Raw genomic sequence first — 15,926 nt, forward strand, 5'->3', positions numbered from 1 at the left:
CCAAGTCCTGGGTTGGTGATGACTGGACTGGAAACGTCTGTGGCGTACCACGTCCCTGGGTTGGCAGGAAGACAAGGGACTTGACGCGTCGTGTCACTTATGCTGGCGCGTGCGTGCTGCTGAGACGGGCCGTCGTTGACACGCTGCGCAGTGGGCTTGGGGCGGTTACGCTGCCGCGCATGAACCGACTATTGGGTGTGCTGGTGGTGGCAGTGGCGACGGTGGCGCATGCGCAGTCCGCGGGCGGCTTGACGTGGACGGCGCCAGCGGAGTGGGCGGCCCAGGGCGACCGGCCCATGCGCGCGGCGACGTACAAGATTCCCGCGGCGAAGGGCGACACGGAGGCCGCCGAGCTGGCCGTGTTCTACTTCGGCCAGGGTCAGGGCGGCGCGGTGGATGCCAACGTGAAGCGTTGGGTGGGCCAGTTCCAGACGGCGGACGGCAAGCCCATCCCGCAGGACAAGTCGAAGACGAAGACGGAGAAGGTCAACGGCATGCCGCTGACCACCGTGGACGTGAAGGGGACGTACACCGGCGGCGGGCCGATGATGGGCCCCTCCACGCCCAAGCCCGGCTTCCGGTTGCTGGGCGCCATCGTCGAGGGCGCCCAGGGCGCCGTCTTCTTCAAGCTGACGGGCCCGGAGAAGACGGTGGCCGCTTCGGAGAAGTCCTTCCGCAAGCTGCTGGAGTCGGTGAAGAAGCAGTAGCCCAAGGGGCTACTTCGTGCCGCGCGCGGGCTTCGCCTGGCCCTTGGCCGTGGTGCCGCCCGCGACCGCGCGTTGCACCGCCGCTGGCGGCGTGCGCTTGGAGGGCAGGTCCGGCATCAGCAGCACCTCGATGCGCCGGTTGCGCGCGCGGCCCTGCGGCGTGGCGTTGGCGGACACCGGGCGCATCTGGCCGTAGCCCGCCGCCACCAGCCGCCGCGCGGGCACGCCGCCCGTCTCCTGGAGGAAGCGCACGACGTTCACCGCGCGCGCCACCGACAGCTCCCAGTTGCTGGGGAAGACGGCCTGCAGCTTCTGCGACGGCGGCGAGTCGTCCGTGTGGCCCGACACCTGGATGGACTTGTCCTCCACCTTCGCCAGCACGCTGCCCAGCCGCGTGAGCACCTCCTGGCCGCGCGCGCTGATGCTCGCGTCGCCGGAGTCGAAGAGCACCTTGTCCACCAGGTCCACCTGGATGCGGCCCTCCGCCTGGGACAGCTTGATGGCGCCCTCGGCGATCTCCGCCTTCATCTTGTCCTGCAAGTCGTCGTAGGTGGCCTTCAGCTTGGCCAGCTCCGCCTCCTGCTCCTGCACCGTCTGGCTGAGCTGCTCCTTCTCCGTGCTGAGCTGCTCCTTCTCCGTGGCGAGCTGGGTGTGCTCGGCCTCCAGCGCCGCCAGCTTCTGCTCCAACATGAGCCGCGCGGACTCCGCGTCGCGGGCCCGCGTGGTGGCGTCCATGGCGGCCTGGCGGGACTGCTCCGCCAGCGCCTCGGCCTTCGTGGTGCCGCGGTTCGCGAGGAACAGCACGCCGCCCGACATCAGCACCACCAGCGCCGTCACCAGCCAGGGCACCCAGGGCCGTGCGTTGGGGGCCTGTCCGTGCTGTGGGGACTCCGTCATGTCGCGACCTCCGAGGGGGGACTTCAGGGGGAACGCGCGTCACCGTAGCGAGACGCACGGGGTGCGCCACAAGGCGCTCCGGTGTGCGCAGGTGTCTGGCGGTGCAAGGTTGCAGCGGTGTCAGAAGGCGGCCGCGTGCACCACACGCCGCGTCGCTCGGGCCCCGGCCTCCGAGCGGAATCGGTGTCCGGGCGCTGCATCCGGCGGTGGGAGTGGACAGGTTGTCCAGGACACGTTCGGAGGTTCTCGGAGGCGCGGAAGATGGGGCAGTTGATTGACGGGACCTGGCACGCGGGCTGGTACGCGCCGGATGAATCGGGGCGCTTCCAGCGTCCCGCCACCGTGTTCCGGGAACGGGTGACGGCGGATGGCTCCAGCGGCTTTCAGGCGGAGCCCGGCCGGTACCACCTCTACATCTCCTACGCATGTCCCTGGGCCAGCCGGGTGGCCATCATCCGCAAGCTGAAGAAGCTGGAGGGCGTCATCGGCCTCACGGTGGTGGACCCGCGCATGGGCGATGACGGGTGGAGCTTCCAGGGCTACCCGGGCTCGGACCCGGAGCCCTTCCACGGCTTCCGTTTCCTGCGCGAGCTCTACGTGAAGGCCCGCGCGGACTACACGGGCCGCGTCACGGTGCCGGTGCTCTGGGACACGCAGCGCGAGACGGTGGTGAACAACGAATCGCGCGAGCTGCTGCGCATGTTGGACACGGAGTTCGACGCGTTCGGTGACGCGTCCGTGCAGCTCGCGCCGCCGCACCTGCGCGCGCAGGTGGACGCCACGCTGGACGCCATCTACCCGTCCATCAACAACGGCGTGTACCGCGCGGGGTTCGCGACGAGCCAGGACGCCTACGAGGCCGCGTGCCGCGAGCTGTTCTCCGCGCTGGATGTCTGGGAGCAGGTGCTGGGCACGCGGCGCTACCTGTGCGGCGCCACGCTCACCGAAGCCGACGTGTGCCTCTACACGACGCTGGTGCGCTTCGACCTCGTGTACCACGCCCACTTCAAGTGCAACCTGCGGCGCATCCAGGACTACCCGAATCTGTGGGGGTACCTGAAGGAGCTGTACCAGACGCCCGGCTTCACCGAGACGACGCAGTTGGACCACATCAAGCTGCACTACTACTGGAGCCAGACGACGGTGAATCCCACGCGGGTGGTGCCGCTGGGGCCCACGGTGCCGCTTGGGGAGCCCCACGACCGCGCGCTGCGTTTCGGATGACGGGTGGTGGACGGAGCGCCTGTCTGGATGCTCATCCAGCGAACACCCTCCGGAGTGACTGGCGTCTGGCTGACGGCTGGAACCCAGGGGTGGGCTGCAATCCTACGCGGACGCCACAGCCTTTGAGCGAAGGCCCCCGGGCCTGCTGGCGTTCATTCATGGGGGCGGAGGAGGCGTGGCATGAAGGCAGTCGCAATCATCCTCGCTGCGGGAGAGGCCCGGCGGATGGGCCACCCCAAGGCGCTTATCGAGCATGAGGGAGGAAAGAGCTTCCTCCAGTCGCTGGCATCCACCTTTGGCAAGGCGGGGGCCACGGTGCTCGGCGTGGTGGGGAAGGACTCCGAGGCGGTCCGCGAGCAGCATCCAGGCATGGACCTGGTGGAGGCGGAGCGGTGGCAGGAAGGGCCGCTGCTTTCGATGAAGGCGGGCATCGAGGCCGCGCTGGAGTCGGGGGCGGACGTGGTGCTGTTGCACCCGGTGGACATGCCCGCGCTTCGGGCCTCCACGCTCAAGTCGCTCTTGAAGATGGTGGATGGCGCGGGCCCGGACGAAAGCCTGCGGCCGGAGTTCGAGGGCGCGCCTGGCTGGCCGCTGGTGTTGTCGAGGAGCGCCGCCGAGCGGCTGCGCGCCTCGGAGGGGCAGCAGGTGGAGCCCGCGTTGGTGGCGATGAAGGTGCGCCGCGTGCCGGTGAAGGACCCGGGCGTGGTGGTGAACATCAACACGCCGGAGACCTACGAGCGCCTGTTCGGCACGCAGCCGAAGCTGGCGCCTCCACCCAAGCGGCGCGGCAAGCGCGGCACGGGCCCGGCGACCTCCAGCGTGTCGGACCTGGGGGACCTGGGGGGCAGCTCGAGCTCGGCCCCCATGGCCGCGGCGTCCGACGAGTAACGGGCGGTGCGCAAGTCTGGCTGGAGCCCGTCGCGCGAGGGCTCCAGTCCGCGGTCTTCGCCGCGCGTCAGAACGTGAAGCCCAGGCCGAGGTAGGGGCCGGAGAGGCGCTCAATCTGGGGCTCCCCCGTCGTGTGGCCCGCGTCGTTGAGGTAGAGCGCGCGCCAGCCGCCGCGCAGGTGCAGCGAGCTGATGTGGACGGCCAGGCCGGCCTGCGCGTCCACCTGCCGGTGCGGGAAGGGCACCGCCTGCACGCGGGCCTCCACGTCCACCGGTGAGGCGCCAATGCACGCCTCCACGGAGGCGCCGAAGCTGGGGCCCGCGAAGATGATGGAGGGCGCGTGCGCGCTGGCGACGCCGGCCTCCAGGCGCATCCGGCCGCGCTCACCGGCCCACAGCGCCGCGGTGGCGTGCGCGCTCAGCAGGGTGATGCGGTCCCGGGTGCTCGCGCCGTCCGTCGCGGGCAGCGTCAGACCCGTCATGCGCGCGTCCACGCCCAGTCGCCGCCCGTCCATGGCCATGAACAGGCCCATGGCGCCGCCGTCACCGAGCCGGTCGCCCTGCACGCCCATGCGCACCAGCAGCGCCACGGCCTCTTCTTGCTCCCGCGCCACGCGGGCGGGGGCCGCGTAGCCGAGCCGCGCTCCCGTGGCGCCCATCACGGAGCCCGCGACGATGTAGCTGGGCGGGAGCCGGCGAACCCTCGCCGCGCGGCGCCGGGGCGCATCACCGCCGCGGGACGCGCGCGGCTGGCCAATGGCACTGGCGCCATGGGGGCGGCGGCTGGCGCGCGTGCCCTCGCGGGACTGGCCAATGGCGCTGGCCGGGCGGGTGCTGGCGCTCCGCGAGGAGGACGACGCGGACGAGGACGAGGACGAAGAAGACTTGCCCGAGCTGCTGCTGGACGACGCGCTCCGCTTGCCGAAGCGTGCCTCGGCGGGCGTGGGGCCCAGCGCGAGGACACCGGCCGCGAGCGCGGCGCACAGCACGGCCTTGGATGCAGGCAAAGGTCCACTCCTCGTGGCGTCTGGGGGAAGGGGGATTCAACCCTCTTCCGTCCCCGCTGGCCATGGGGCCCCGAGGGTGACGCGCCGTCCGCCATCCGCACCTGTGCGGCGTCGGACACCGTGGCGGCGCGCCGTGGACGCAAGTGCTCGCGGGTGAAACCTCGTCGTCGCGCGAGCGCCAAACGCGCGCCTCCAGGCTGTCGGTCTCTCGCTGTACTATCTGCATGGTACGGCCGTGCAGATGCTCATGCCTGGACAGAGCGTGGAATGCGGGGAAGTCCCCCGTGCCACACAGGAAAAGAGGGGTTAGGGTGACAGGCGTGATTGGCTCCGGAGTGCAACCGCAGGTCCTGATTGTGGAGGATGACCCGGACGTTCGGGGGGCCATGGCGGAGGCGCTTCACGACGAGGGCTTCGAGGTGTCCATGGCCATCAACGCCGTGGAGGCCCTGCGGGTGCTCGTGGCGCTGGAGTCCGCCTGCCTCGTGCTGCTCGACTGGGAGATTCCGCGCGTGGATGGCCGCGGGCTCGTGGAGCGGCTGCGCCAGGACGAGCGCTTCGCCGGGACGCGGGTGGTGGTGATGTCCGCGGAGCCCGGGCCGTTGCCTCCAGGCGCGGTGGGTGTGCTGCGCAAACCGGTGCGGCTGGAGGCGCTGCTGGAGGCGGTCCGGCGGCACTGCCCGGCTCGCGGCGCGGTGCGGACGCCCGCCTGAGCGCCGCACCGAAGGACGCGTCTCAGTACCGGAGGCCAATCCCGAGGAAGGGCCCGTGGAAGGTGTCGACGTTGGCGATGCCGTCCACATAGCCGGCGTCATCCAGCACCATGCCGCGGTAGCCGCCGCGCAGCACCACCGCGCCCAGGTGCAGCGCCAGCGCGGCGCTCGCGTCCACCTGCCGGTAGGGGAAGGGCGTCACCTGCAGGCGGGCCTCCACGTCCAGCGGGCCGGCGAGGCAGGCCTCCAGTGAGGCACCGAAGCTGGGGCCCACGAAGGTGATGTCCGGCGCGTGCGCGGTGCTGAGGCCGGCCTCCGCGCGCAGCCGGGCGCGCTCGTGGGAGATGAGCGCCCAGGTGAGGTGCGACTGGGTCAGCGTGATGGTGTCCGAGCCATACGAGCCGTCGTCCGTGGGCAGCCCCAGGCCCGTCATCCGCAGGTCGATGCCGAAGCGCCGGCCCTCCAGCCCGAGGAAGAGGTCACCCCCGGCGCCGCCTTCGCTCACCGGACCGCCCTGGATGCCCAGGCGGAAGGACAGCGGCGCCGCGTGGCGGTCGCCGCGCAGCTCCGGCGCCACGTTCATCCGGTGGTTGCCGGTGATGAGGATGGCCGCGAGCCAGGACGAGGGGACCACCGTCGCGCCCCCGCTGACGTGCCGCCGGTTGTTCGACGCGCGCCGCCGGGAGGGGCGGCGGGGGGCGTCGTCGTCGTCCGTGCCGATGGCGGAGGCGCCGTGTTCGTTGCTGTCCCGGTCCTTCTTGGACTCGCTCTGCGAGGGCCGGGAGCGCTTGCCGAAGCGGGCCTCGGCCGCCGTCGGACCCAGGGTCAGCCCGAGCGCGACGAGGGCACACAGCACGGTCCGGAATGGGAACACGGGTCAGCTCCTGAAGATGGGCCGGGGATGCGGCCACCGGTGACTGGGACGCCCGGTGGCCTGCTTTATTCAACCCGACATCTCCTCACCCCGCGGGAGGCTGCCGGGGGGCTACTGCGCGGGGCAGTTGGCGGGGTTGTCCAGGCACGCCTTCGTCGTGAGGCACTGGCCCGCGGACTTCTGCACGGTGCACGAGTCCGAGCACTTGGGCGGGAGCTTGGAGAAGTCGCACGTCATCCCGCAGGTGGTCTGCGACTTGGGTGAAATGGCCTCGCAGGGCGTGCGCAGGAACACGGTGATGGGCTCGGTCTGCATGTAGCCCCGCGCGTCCATGCAGCTCTCGAAGTCGCCATCCCCCTCCACCAAGGTCCCGTCGTTCACGTGGCAGCGGGCGGGTTGGGCGCTGAGGCTGCCCGGCTCACAGGGCCCCGCGGCGTGCGCCATGCAGCCTTCGATGCGGTCGCCGGAGATGCTGGTGTTGGCGCAGATGCGCGAGCGCAAGTGGCTGTCGCCGTCCACCCAGTCCCGTCCGTGGCAGGCGTGCACGTTGTCGTGGACCACGCCCTTGAAGCGCAAATCCCGCAGGGTGGGCTGGAAGTTGTCCAGGTTCAGGAGGACCTCCACCGTCAGGCCCTTGGGGTCGAACATGTTTCCGTAGAAGGCGCCCTCGCGGAACGTGTAGGCGCCGAAGGGCGCGGCCGGGTAGCGGCCCGTGGTGGCCACGGGCGCCGCCCAGGAGCCGGGCCTCGCCTCGCGGTTGAAGGGCGCGGACATGACGCTGTAGCGGCCCGAGCGGGGGCACTCGAACTCCACGCTGGGGGCGATGCCACCGCACGTGTTGCCATCCGTGTCCGCCAGGCGGTCCTTCCACGCGCAGCCCTTCGCGTCCTCGCACACGCGCAGCACCCGGTCGCCGTGGATGCTGCCGATCCGGCCGGTGCAGGTGTTGGGGGAGGGCGCGCCCGCGGCCAACATCACCTTCTCTCCGGCGGAGCAGGTGCCCACGTTCTCACCCAGCCAGCCGCATTCGGCCTGGAGGCCCGCTTCCCGCGTCTGGCAGGGCAGGAACATGGGGCTCCATTCCCGGGGCGCGCCGGAGGGGTTGAAGCGCAGGGGCTCGGAAGGGTCCTCGCCGCGCATGGACACCATCACCCGGCGGCCGAAGGCGTTGTTGCGCGCCAGAAGACAGGCCGTCACGTAGCGCAGACAGGACGGGCTCGGCTGGTCGTACTCCCACTCCGAGCACAGGCCCAGCTCGCCCTCGAAGACGAACGTCTCGCCCGCGCGGCTGACCCACTTCACGGACGCGTGGGGCGGCAGGGCACACTGGGCCAGGTACGTCATCACGCTGCGGGCCGCTGGGTGCTCCAGCGTGTGCTTCAGCCGCGGGTCGGAGGCGAACATCCGGGTGTGCAGCGGCTGGGTCGACAGGGCCTCCAGCGCTGCCCGGTTGGTGGTGAGCGCGTTGAAGGCCAGCTCGTCGGCGCGCAGCGAGTTCAGGATGCGGATGCCTGGCTCCGCCCGGGCCGGAGCCGGGAGAACCAGCACGGCCGTCAGGGCCAGGAGCGCGGCCAGCAGGGGCCGCGAGGGGGCGCGGGGAGCGAAGTGTGACATGGAGCGTGGACCTCGGAGCGGGATGATGACGCGATGCCGTCGAGGTAGCACGTAGCGGGCCGGGGCCTCATGCCCGAGGTTCCGCGGGGTTGCGCGAGGCCCTGTGGCCTGGGCGTCCACGGTGCCTGGGCGCGGTGTGGACGCGGGGGCAACAGCCCGTCAGCGGCGGCCCTGCTTCTTGGCCTTGGCCAGGCGCCTGGAGGGCTCCGCCTTGCCCGGGGGCGGCGTGGGCGGCTGCAGGGCGGTGGTGCACGCGGCGGTGGCCGTCACCGCCGCGGCGTAGGCGGCGTGGTGCTGTTGTTCCAGCGTCCTCAGCCGTCGCGACATGGCGTCGCGCAGGGCCTGGAGCTCGGCCACGCGGGCCTCGGACTCGGCCGCTTCGCGGGACAGGGCGTCGTTGCGGTCCACCAGGGCGGAGATGGAGCGCGTTCCCGCCCAGGCCCCTGTCGTGGCGAGCATCACCGCGCCCACCAGCAGGCCCCAGGGCAGCCACGCCCGGCGCGGGGGCGCCGACTCGTTTCGCTGCATCGCTTCCATGACCGGGAGGTTAGCGGGCGTCGCGGGGTAGGCTTCAAGGGGAGGACGTGGGAGCTGGCGGCACCTCGCCCAGGGGCAGGCGCAGCACGAAGCGCGCGCCGGGGCCCAGTGACGGCGTCTCCACCGTGAGGTCTCCGCCGTGGGCGCGGGCAATCTGGCGGGAGATGTAGAGCCCCAGGCCCAGGCTGGCGCGCGCGTGCTCGCCGGTGGCGCGCTCGAAGCGCTCGAAGATGCGCGGCGCGGCGCCGGCGGGGATGCCAGGGCCCCAGTCGCGCACGACCACGAGCGCGGCCCCGGCCTCCACGTCCACGGACAGCTCCACCGGCTGGCCCGGCGCGTACTTCATCGCGTTGGACAGCAGGTTCATCAGGACCTGCTCCACGCGGAGCCGGTCCACGTGGGCGATGACGGGCGTGTTCGCGTGCGTCACCGGGGCGCAGCCAGCCGCCACCAGGGCCTCCTCCATGCGAGCCACCAGCCGGTGCACCAGCGCGGACAGGTCCACGTCCTCGCGCTCCACGTCCAGGCGGCCGGTGCTGATGCGCGCCACCTCGAACAGGTGCGTCACCAGGTGGGACAGCCGCTCCGCCTGGCGCTGCGTGCTGGCCAGGCCCTGGTGCAGCCGCTCCGGTGGCATGGGCAGGCCCTTGTCCACGGCGCGCAGCAGCGAGGCGAGCTGGAGCTGGAGCGCGGACAGGGGCGTGCGCAGCTCATGGGTGGCGATGGCCACGAACTCGTCGCGCGCGGCCACGGCCCGGGACGCCTCGCGGTACAGCCAGGCGTTGTCCACGGCGAGCGCGGTGCGGGACGCGAGGTCCTCCAGGAAGTCCAAGTCCCGGTCCTGGTAGCGCCGGTTCGGGTCCTGGGAGACGACGCTGAGCACCCCCAGGCAGCGTCCGCGCGCCACCAGCGGCACGAACATCGCGGAGTGTCCGCCCAGCGCCTCCATCAGCTTGCGGTGCTCTGGGGACAGCGAGAGGGCGTCCCGCCACGCCGGGTCGATGTGCGCGGCGAGCATGGGGCGGCCCGTCTCCAGCACGTGGCGGATGGGCGAGCGTGAGCCGGGCGGCGGCGGAAAGCGCAGGGCGTCGTGGAGGAGCTGCTGGGTGGCGGCGTCGCTGGCCAGGGCCTCCACGCGCTCCAGTCCCCGGCCGTCGTCGGCGAGCACGTCCACGGTGCAGTAGTCCGCCAGCTTCCCGCCCACCAGGAGCTGCGCGGCGGTGCGCAGCGTGGTGCGCCAGTCCAGCGAGTGGGACAGGCGCGCGGTGGCCTCGGCGAGGAAGCGCAGCCGCTCCTCCTCCACCTTCTGCTCCGTCACCTCGGTGACGGTGGTGCCCACGCCCACCCTCGTGTCGCCGGCCACCACCGGGAAGTGGGTGACGCGGAAGTGGCGCCGCTCGCCGTCCCCCGCGTCCGTCAGGAGCTGGTCCACCACCGGCACGCCGGTGTGCATCACCTCGCGCATCATCACTTCCACGGGCGCGGCCCGGGGGCCCAACAGCTCCAGCAAGGTGCGGCCCGGGTGGGCTTCCGTCGGCAGCCGGTTGAGGGCCGCTTGCTTCGGGTTCGCGCGCACGCAGCGCAAGTCCTGGTCGAAGAGGGCCATGCCCACTGGCGCGGCGTCCAGGAACGCCCGCATGCTCGCGAGCCGCAGGTCCCGTTGGCGCAACCCCTCCAGGGCCTCCCGGTGCTCACGGGCATTCGCCAGCGCGAGCGCGGCCCGGTGGGCGAAGTCCTCCGCCGCCTCGCGCACCCGCGCGGTGTCTTGCGCGTGGGGCTCGGTGAAGGAGAGCGTGAGGAGGCCGAGTGAGCGCGGCCCCTTGCGCAGGGGCAACAGGTAGAGCGCGTGCGGCGTGCCCCCGTCCGGCGTGCGCGGCGGCTCGGCGTGCGCCGTCAGCGCGGGTCCGCCGGGGACCGTCACCCACCGCGCGACGCCGTCCTTCAGCGCAGCATCCCACGCCGCGCCCCGGCTCCAGGGCCCCGGACGCGGCGGCCGTTGCTCCAGCTCCCGCTGCCACGCGGGGACGCGGGTGGCGAAGGCGCCCAGGCAGACCCGGCCGTCGTCCTCCACCACGTCCAGCAAGGCCACGTCCGCCCATTCGCGCACGGCCAGCCGGACCACGGTGGCCAGCGTCTGTTCCCAGTCCAGGCTCTCCGCGAGCAGGCGGCTGGCTTCGGAGAGGAACGCGTCCGTCCGCGCCGGAGCGGCGGAGGACGGGGGCCGGGAGGAGGGAGGCTCGGACATGGGCGAGGTGGCCGCGGGATGCGGCCAGGGCCCTACGTTGTGCGTGCCACCCTCCGGAAGACAACCCGATTACCCCGGAGAACGTCGGCGGGGTGATGCTCCTGGGCGGGGGCTGCTCGGCCGCCGGGGCGGGTTGATGCGCGCGGGCTTGATTCGAGGGGCGTGGGTGAGGCGTCATCCGGCACCTTTCCTTCAACTTCGGGAGCCGGTGGTCTGAATGGCGATTGCGTGCGTGGTGTTGGACTTCGACGGAACCTTCACGGACGTGGCGGCGGAGAGCGCGCCCTTCCTGCTGCATTTCCGGCAGGGATTGGCGGCGGCGCTGGGTGAGGATTTGGAGGCCGCGTGGGAGGAAGAGGTCGCCGCGTTGCGCGCGGGCGCGGACTCGCTGGGCTGGGATTTGGGCGGCCGGGTGGTGGCGCCCGCCACGGCGGACCCGTACCTGACGGCCACCTGCGCGGCGCACCGCCTGATGCAGCGCTTCGGGAAGGGCCTGGACGAGGCCGCGCGCTCCGACGTGGTGCAGAAGCTCTACCGCGAGGCCTACGCGCACTCGGCCACCGCCTTCAAGCCGGAGGCGAAGGAGGTGCTGGAGGCGCTGGTGGCCACGGGCCTGCCGGTGACGGTGGTGACGAACGCGCACACCGACCTGGTGGAGAAGAAGCTGGACGAGCTCGCCCCCCAGGGCCGCGAGAAGCTCACGGTGTCCGGCGACGCGCGCAAGTTCCTCCTGGACCCGCCGGACGCGCCGGACGCGCGCTTCGCCACGGTGCCAGAGACGCAGACGCTGGACGGCGTGCTGCGCCGCCCCGTGTACCTGCGCCGGGGCCGCTACTTCGAGGCCCTCAAGCGCGTCTGGGAGCGCACGGGCACCACGCCGGAGCAGACGCTGGTGGCCGGTGACATCTTCGAGCTGGACCTCGCGCTGCCGGCCGCGCTGGGCGCGCAGGTGCAGTTGGTGTCCCGCGACAACGTGCTGCCCTACGAGCTGAAGGCCATGGAGCTGCTGGGCGCGCGCGGCGGCGCGGACCGCAGCCTGCACGCGGTGGTGCGGCGCGTGCGCTGAAAACACGAAGCCCCGCCTCCCAGTGAAGGGAGCGCGGGGCGCGTGCTTCGCGGGGCCTGGACGAGGCCCCGCGCCATCCGGGACGGGCCTTAGACCTTGGCGCCCGGCGTCGGCTGGAAGACCTCGTTGAACTCCGTGATGGCCTTGGCCAGCGCCGCCTTGATGTCGGCGGTCAGCTCGCGCTTCGCGCCCAGGTCCTTGGCGACGTTCGGGTGCTTCCCGTCGGCGAACTCCAGGAACTCACGCATCCAGCGGACCACGTCGGCCACCGGGATGTCGCGAATCCAGCCGCGCTTCTTGGGGTCGTCGCGGTTGGTGGCGGCGAAAATCTGCATGACCTGCTTCTCGACGGGCATGGGCTCGTACTGGCCCTGCTTGAGCAGCTCGACCATGCGGGCGCCGCGCGCCAGCGTCTCCTGGGTGGCCTTGTCCAGGTCGGAGCCGAACTGGGCGAAGGCGGCCAGCTCGCGGTACTGCGCGAGCTCCAGCTTCATGGTGCCGGCGACCTGCTTCATGGCCTTGATCTGCGCGGCCGAACCGACGCGGGACACGGAGAGGCCCACGTTGATGGCCGGGCGGACGCCGGCGAAGAAGAGGTCCGTCTCGAGGAAGATCTGCCCGTCGGTGATGGAGATGACGTTCGTCGGGATGTACGCCGACACGTCACCGGCCTGGGTCTCGATGATGGGGAGCGCGGTGAGCGAACCGGCGCCCTCCTCGTCGGACAGCTTGGCGGCGCGCTCCAGCAGGCGGCTGTGCACGTAGAACACGTCGCCGGGGTAGGCCTCGCGACCGGGCGGGCGGCGGAGCAGCAGCGAGAGCTGACGGTACGCCACGGCCTGCTTGGACAGGTCGTCGTACACGATGAGCGCGTGCATCTTGTTGTCGCGGAAGTACTCGCCCATGGCCACGCCGGCGTACGGCGCGAAGAACTGCATGGGGGCCGGGTCGGAGGCGTTGGACGCCACCACCGTGGTGTACTCCATGGCGCCGAAGCGGTTCAGCTTCTCCACCACCTGGGCGACCGTCGACTGCTTCTGGCCGATGGCCACGTAGATGCAGTAAACGTTCAGGCCCTTCTGGTTGATGATGGTGTCGATGGCGACGGCCGTCTTGCCCGTCTGGCGGTCACCGATGATGAGCTCGCGCTGACCGCGGCCCACCGGCACCAGCGCGTCCAGCGCCTTGATGCCCGTCTGCAGGGGCTCGTGCACGCTCTTGCGGGACACGATGCCGGGCGCCTTCACCTCGAGACGGCGCGTCTCGGTGGCGGCGATGGGGCCCTTGCCGTCCAGCGGCTTGCCGAGCGGGTCCACCACGCGGCCGAGCAGCTCCTTGCCCACGGGCACGGACGCAATCTGCTGGGTGCGCTTGACGGTGTCGCCTTCGCGGATGGCCTGGAAGTCGCCCATGATGGCGACGCCGACGTTGTCCTCCTCGAGGTTCAGCACGAGGCCCTGCACGCCGTTGGTGAACTCCACGAGCTCACCGGCGAGCGCCCCCTCGAGGCCGTAGATACGCGCGATACCGTCACCGACGGACAGCACGGTACCCGTCTCCGCGACGGTGACCTTCTTCCCGTAGTCCTTGATCTGCTCCCGGATGATTCTGCTGATCTCGTCGGCGCGGATTTCCATGGGCGTCTTGCGTCCTTGCACAGGGGCGGCCGACGTGGGGCAGGCCGCCGAAACCTTGAAGTCGGGGCCCCTTACCACGCACACCCCCCCGCTGCAATGCGCTCTGTACCTCCCAGGACACCCCGAGGGAGCACGCCCGTTCAGGAGTGGGACAGGCGGCGGCGCCCGCCCCGTCCGGGAGGGGCGTCAGGCCGCTCCTCACTACTCTGGGGCATCAGCAGCCGTTGCGGCGGCGGCTCAGTGCGCCGACTCGCGGGGCAGCCAGGCGATGAACCGCACGCCGCCCTGGGCGCAGGACTCCACCGCCAGCTTGCCGCCATGCGCGATGGCGATCTGCCGCGCCAGGAACAGGCCCAGCCCCAGGCCCTCCGGGGGCGCGGAGCGGTCCTTGCGGAAGGGCTCGAACAGGGAGGAGTGCTCCTCGGCGGCCACCGTGAGCCCGTGGCTGTGCACACACAGGGTGACGCCCCCCACCGCGCCCGCCAGCCGCAGCGTCACCGGGGACTCCGCCCGGCCCTGCTGGAGGACGTTGCCCAGCAGGTGGTCCGCCAACTGGCCCAGCCGCGCGGCGTCCCAGTGGCCGCGCAGGTCGCCCTCCAGCTCCATGAGGAGGGTGCGCCGCGGGTGCGTCCGGCGCCGCTCCTCCACCACGCGGGAGACGACGGCGTCCAGCTCGGCGGGCTCGGGCCGCAGCACCAGCCCGCCCGCCAGCCGCGCGCGGGTGAAGTCCATCAGCTCGTGGAGCATCCGCTCCATGCGCCGGGCGGCGTGGGACACCTGGCCCACCAGGGTGCGTTGGACGTCCTGCAGGCCGTCCATCTGCTGCAGGGTGTGGGTGCCCTGCTGGATGGACTGCAGGGGCCCCCGCATCTCCGTGTCCACCACGCCCAGCAACTGGTTGCGGAACTGCTCGGTGTGGGCCGTGCGCTCCTCGGCGGCCCTGCGGCTGCTGATGTCCCAGACGGCGGCCAGCCGCACCTGGCGGCCCTCCCACGTCACGAAGCGCCCCAGCACCTCCAGGGGCAGCCGCTGCCCGTCCCGACGCAGGACGACCACCTCGTAGGGCGTCTCCAGCCCGCGGCTGAGCACCAGGCCCACCTGGGAGCGGAACTCCGGGGCCACGTACTCCGACAGGTGCCGGCCGATCATCTCCGACGGCGTCGAGTAGCCCAGAAGCTGCGCCATCGCGCGGTTGGCGTCCAGCACCACGCCGTTGTCGTGCAGGAAGTGTCCGTCGCACGCCACGTCCGCCAGGCTGCGCATGTGCGACTCGCGCGCGCGCAGCCGCTGCTCCTCCAGCACGCGCTCCGTCTCGTCGCGCACCCACAGCACCACGCCCGCCAGGGCTCCGCCATGAATCGCGGGGGACAGGCCCACCCGCAGGTGCTTCTCACCGGCGGACGAGGCCAGCACGCCCCGCAGCGGGGCCTCCACCACGTCCTCTCCCGCCAGGGCCCGGGCCAGCAGCGGCGACAGGGCCGGCGCCACGTGCGGCCACAGCTCCGACAGCGGGCGGCCCAGGTGCACGCGCGGCTCCAGGCCGGACAGCGCCGCCAGCGCGGTGTTCACCCATTGGGCGCGGAAGTCCCGGTCCAGCAGGGCCACGCCACACCCCGCCGCCTGGAGAAGCGCGCCCAGGAAGGGCCGCACTTCCTCCGGTGCCGCCAGCGAGGACGGACCTTCGGAATACCGGTGGAGTAGGGACTGCGCCATGTTCAGGTCGCCCGGGGTGGCACGGGTTTGTCCCGCGACCCCATGACTATACCGCTGTCAGGGCCTACAGGAAATACCGGTTAGCCCTGGACTGCGGGGTGATGCGGACGACCTGGAACGTTGGTTGCCCGGCGAGCGGCCGGACTCAGCGCTGCTTCAGCTCGCGGCGCATCTCCTCGAGCTGGGTGCGGATGCTCCCGTCGTAGAGGATGCTGCCCACCTGCGCGGCGACGCCGCCCAGGAGGCTGGGGTCCACGCGCGTCTCCAACAGGACGTCGCGCTGGGTGAGCTGCTGGAGCGTCTGCTGGAGCTGGGCCAGGGCATCCGAGGGCAGCGGGGAGGCGCTGGTGACGTGGCCCCGGACGCGTCCGGCGCGGGCATCCGCCATGTCACGGAAGAGGCGGGCGATGTCGGACAGGTAACCCAGCCGGTTGCGGTCCACCAGCAGCCGGAGGGTGTTGGTCAGCGTGGGCTCCAGACCGCCCGGGACGGCCTTCATCACCGACTCCACCACGAGCAGGCGCTGCTCGCGGGTGTAGGCGGGGTTGACGAGCACGTCGGTCAGCTCGGCGTTCTTCGCGATGACGTCGGCGAAAGCGGTGAGCTGCTCGGCGACGGCGTCGGTGCGGCCCGCCTCCGAAGCGACATCGAGAAGGGCGCGGGCGTAGCGGCGGGCAATCGACACGTTGACCATGGCGGTCGCGCCCTTAGCACGGGGGCCACGGCCGGGCAACGTCCGTGGCTCACGGCACGCGTCGAGCCGACCGCAGGCCCGCCGTCCTGGCCTGTGGGGCGGGAAAGCAGC

Annotated in this window: 14 protein-coding genes; 5 read left to right on the forward strand and 9 right to left on the reverse strand. The window is 71.9% G+C overall.

The window, feature by feature from the left end:
• Nucleotides 1-179 precede the first annotated feature (179 nt).
• Nucleotides 180-707 (forward strand): hypothetical protein, encoded by a 528-nt coding sequence (locus A176_RS36385; RefSeq protein ID WP_226994102.1) that lies wholly within the window; start codon nt 180-182, stop codon nt 705-707.
• A gap of 9 nt (nt 708-716) precedes the next feature.
• Here the strand turns inward: A176_RS36385 and A176_RS36390 are convergent, their stop codons facing one another.
• On the reverse strand, nt 717-1,604 hold the full coding sequence (locus tag A176_RS36390; RefSeq protein ID WP_002633798.1) for an OmpA family protein: 888 nt from the start codon (nt 1,602-1,604) through the stop codon (nt 717-719).
• Between the two features lie 261 nt (nt 1,605-1,865).
• Here A176_RS36390 and A176_RS36395 point away from each other — a divergent pair, with 261 nt between their 5' ends.
• Together A176_RS36395 and A176_RS36400 are read left to right on the forward strand one after the other, a co-directional pair.
• Nucleotides 1,866-2,828, forward strand: a complete 963-nt coding sequence (locus tag A176_RS36395; RefSeq protein ID WP_002633797.1) for a glutathione S-transferase family protein — start codon at nt 1,866-1,868, stop codon at nt 2,826-2,828.
• A 180-nt stretch (nt 2,829-3,008) separates the two neighbouring features.
• On the forward strand, nt 3,009-3,716 hold the full coding sequence (locus A176_RS36400) for a nucleotidyltransferase family protein (protein ID WP_002633796.1): 708 nt from the start codon (nt 3,009-3,011) through the stop codon (nt 3,714-3,716).
• A gap of 67 nt (nt 3,717-3,783) precedes the next feature.
• Here A176_RS36400 and A176_RS36405 read toward each other — a convergent pair whose 3' ends face one another.
• On the reverse strand, nt 3,784-4,722 hold the full coding sequence (locus A176_RS36405) for a hypothetical protein (protein ID WP_002633795.1): 939 nt from the start codon (nt 4,720-4,722) through the stop codon (nt 3,784-3,786).
• A gap of 320 nt (nt 4,723-5,042) precedes the next feature.
• On the opposite strand from A176_RS36405, the gene A176_RS36410 reads away from it, so the two are divergent.
• The gene (locus tag A176_RS36410) at nt 5,043-5,435 is read left to right on the forward strand and encodes a response regulator (protein WP_044889924.1); all 393 of its coding nucleotides are present in this window, start codon (nt 5,043-5,045) and stop codon (nt 5,433-5,435) included.
• 22 nt (nt 5,436-5,457) lie between these two features.
• On the opposite strand, the gene A176_RS36415 is transcribed toward A176_RS36410, so the two are convergent.
• From A176_RS36415 to A176_RS36430, 4 genes are all read right to left on the reverse strand, one after another.
• Nucleotides 5,458-6,309, reverse strand: coding sequence for a porin family protein (locus A176_RS36415; RefSeq protein WP_002633793.1), 852 nt, complete (start codon nt 6,307-6,309; stop codon nt 5,458-5,460).
• A gap of 111 nt (nt 6,310-6,420) precedes the next feature.
• Nucleotides 6,421-7,923, reverse strand: a complete 1,503-nt coding sequence (locus tag A176_RS36420; protein WP_021781200.1) for a hypothetical protein — start codon at nt 7,921-7,923, stop codon at nt 6,421-6,423.
• 159 nt (nt 7,924-8,082) lie between these two features.
• Nucleotides 8,083-8,451, reverse strand: coding sequence for a hypothetical protein (locus A176_RS36425; RefSeq protein ID WP_002633791.1), 369 nt, complete (start codon nt 8,449-8,451; stop codon nt 8,083-8,085).
• A gap of 43 nt (nt 8,452-8,494) precedes the next feature.
• Nucleotides 8,495-10,705 carry a sensor histidine kinase gene (locus A176_RS36430; protein ID WP_002633790.1) on the reverse strand — a complete coding sequence of 737 codons (2,211 nt, stop codon included), beginning with the start codon at nt 10,703-10,705 and terminating at the stop codon, nt 8,495-8,497.
• A 217-nt stretch (nt 10,706-10,922) separates the two neighbouring features.
• Between A176_RS36430 and A176_RS36435 the strand changes: the two genes are divergently transcribed.
• Complete coding sequence (locus A176_RS36435) at nt 10,923-11,771, forward strand: HAD family hydrolase (RefSeq protein ID WP_002633789.1); 849 nt, start codon at nt 10,923-10,925, stop codon at nt 11,769-11,771.
• 89 nt (nt 11,772-11,860) lie between these two features.
• On the opposite strand, the gene atpA is transcribed toward A176_RS36435, so the two are convergent.
• The 3 genes from atpA to atpH all read right to left on the reverse strand — a co-directional run bounded on the left by atpA (nt 11,861) and on the right by atpH (nt 15,815).
• On the reverse strand, nt 11,861-13,408 hold the full coding sequence (gene atpA / locus A176_RS36440) for a F0F1 ATP synthase subunit alpha (protein ID WP_002633788.1): 1,548 nt from the start codon (nt 13,406-13,408) through the stop codon (nt 11,861-11,863).
• A gap of 237 nt (nt 13,409-13,645) precedes the next feature.
• On the reverse strand, nt 13,646-15,121 hold the full coding sequence (locus A176_RS36445) for a PAS domain-containing sensor histidine kinase (RefSeq protein WP_044889921.1): 1,476 nt from the start codon (nt 15,119-15,121) through the stop codon (nt 13,646-13,648).
• 145 nt (nt 15,122-15,266) lie between these two features.
• A complete protein-coding gene (gene atpH / locus A176_RS36450) occupies nt 15,267-15,815 on the reverse strand; it encodes an ATP synthase F1 subunit delta (protein ID WP_002633786.1) in 549 nt (182 codons plus the stop codon).
• Nucleotides 15,816-15,926 lie beyond the last annotated feature (111 nt).

Source organism: Myxococcus hansupus (genome assembly GCF_000280925.3).
GTDB lineage: Bacteria > Myxococcota > Myxococcia > Myxococcales > Myxococcaceae > Myxococcus > Myxococcus hansupus.

What these genes read in the sequence shown, in the direction of transcription:
- A176_RS36390 (WP_002633798.1), bottom strand. Translation starts at nt 1,604, where the DNA reads ATGACGGAGTCCCCACAGCACGGACAGGCCCCCAACGCACGGCCCTGG.
- A176_RS36395 (WP_002633797.1), top strand. Translation starts at nt 1,866, where the DNA reads ATGGGGCAGTTGATTGACGGGACCTGGCACGCGGGCTGGTACGCGCCG.
- A176_RS36435 (WP_002633789.1), top strand. Translation starts at nt 10,923, where the DNA reads ATGGCGATTGCGTGCGTGGTGTTGGACTTCGACGGAACCTTCACGGAC.
- atpH (WP_002633786.1), bottom strand. Translation starts at nt 15,815, where the DNA reads ATGGTCAACGTGTCGATTGCCCGCCGCTACGCCCGCGCCCTTCTCGAT.
- A176_RS36445 (WP_044889921.1), bottom strand. Translation starts at nt 15,121, where the DNA reads ATGGCGCAGTCCCTACTCCACCGGTATTCCGAAGGTCCGTCCTCGCTG.
- A176_RS36430 (WP_002633790.1), bottom strand. Translation starts at nt 10,705, where the DNA reads ATGTCCGAGCCTCCCTCCTCCCGGCCCCCGTCCTCCGCCGCTCCGGCG.
- A176_RS36425 (WP_002633791.1), bottom strand. Translation starts at nt 8,451, where the DNA reads ATGCAGCGAAACGAGTCGGCGCCCCCGCGCCGGGCGTGGCTGCCCTGG.
- A176_RS36385 (WP_226994102.1), top strand. Translation starts at nt 180, where the DNA reads ATGAACCGACTATTGGGTGTGCTGGTGGTGGCAGTGGCGACGGTGGCG.
- A176_RS36420 (WP_021781200.1), bottom strand. Translation starts at nt 7,923, where the DNA reads ATGTCACACTTCGCTCCCCGCGCCCCCTCGCGGCCCCTGCTGGCCGCG.
- A176_RS36400 (WP_002633796.1), top strand. Translation starts at nt 3,009, where the DNA reads ATGAAGGCAGTCGCAATCATCCTCGCTGCGGGAGAGGCCCGGCGGATG.
- atpA (WP_002633788.1), bottom strand. Translation starts at nt 13,408, where the DNA reads ATGGAAATCCGCGCCGACGAGATCAGCAGAATCATCCGGGAGCAGATC.